This is a genomic window from Pseudoalteromonas sp. 19-MNA-CIBAN-0066 (assembly GCF_040308705.1).
GTDB lineage: Bacteria > Pseudomonadota > Gammaproteobacteria > Enterobacterales > Alteromonadaceae > Pseudoalteromonas > Pseudoalteromonas nigrifaciens.
In genome coordinates this window covers 1-251 of sequence record NZ_JBEONZ010000322.1, presented here as the reverse complement: position 1 = coordinate 251, position 251 = coordinate 1, and the positions used below count along the sequence as shown (strand labels likewise).

At 41.8% G+C, this 251-nt stretch carries 1 protein-coding gene; it reads right to left on the bottom strand.

What is annotated here, in order from left to right:
* A partial coding sequence (locus AAEZ18_RS19275; RefSeq protein WP_352256045.1) for a carbohydrate porin occupies nucleotides 1–251 on the bottom strand: 251 nt, incomplete at both ends.

The following is a 251-nucleotide window of genomic DNA, read 5'->3' as shown; positions in this document are numbered from 1 at the left end:
CCCTTGTACGTTTCGACCAAGACTCTGTTGCTGTAGGCGAACGTGAATCGCCAGCGACATCTATCATGTATACTGCTTTAAAGTTCACCCCACTCAATTGCTGCTTTTTAGTAAATTTCAGTTCTCCATAGTCACGGCACTCATTACCTAAACGATAATAAATACCATCATTTTTGGGGTAATTTAGTGAGTAACAAGAACCACCGTTATTAGCTCCTCCGCCAATAACGGTGTTTGTACCTGTTCGAAAG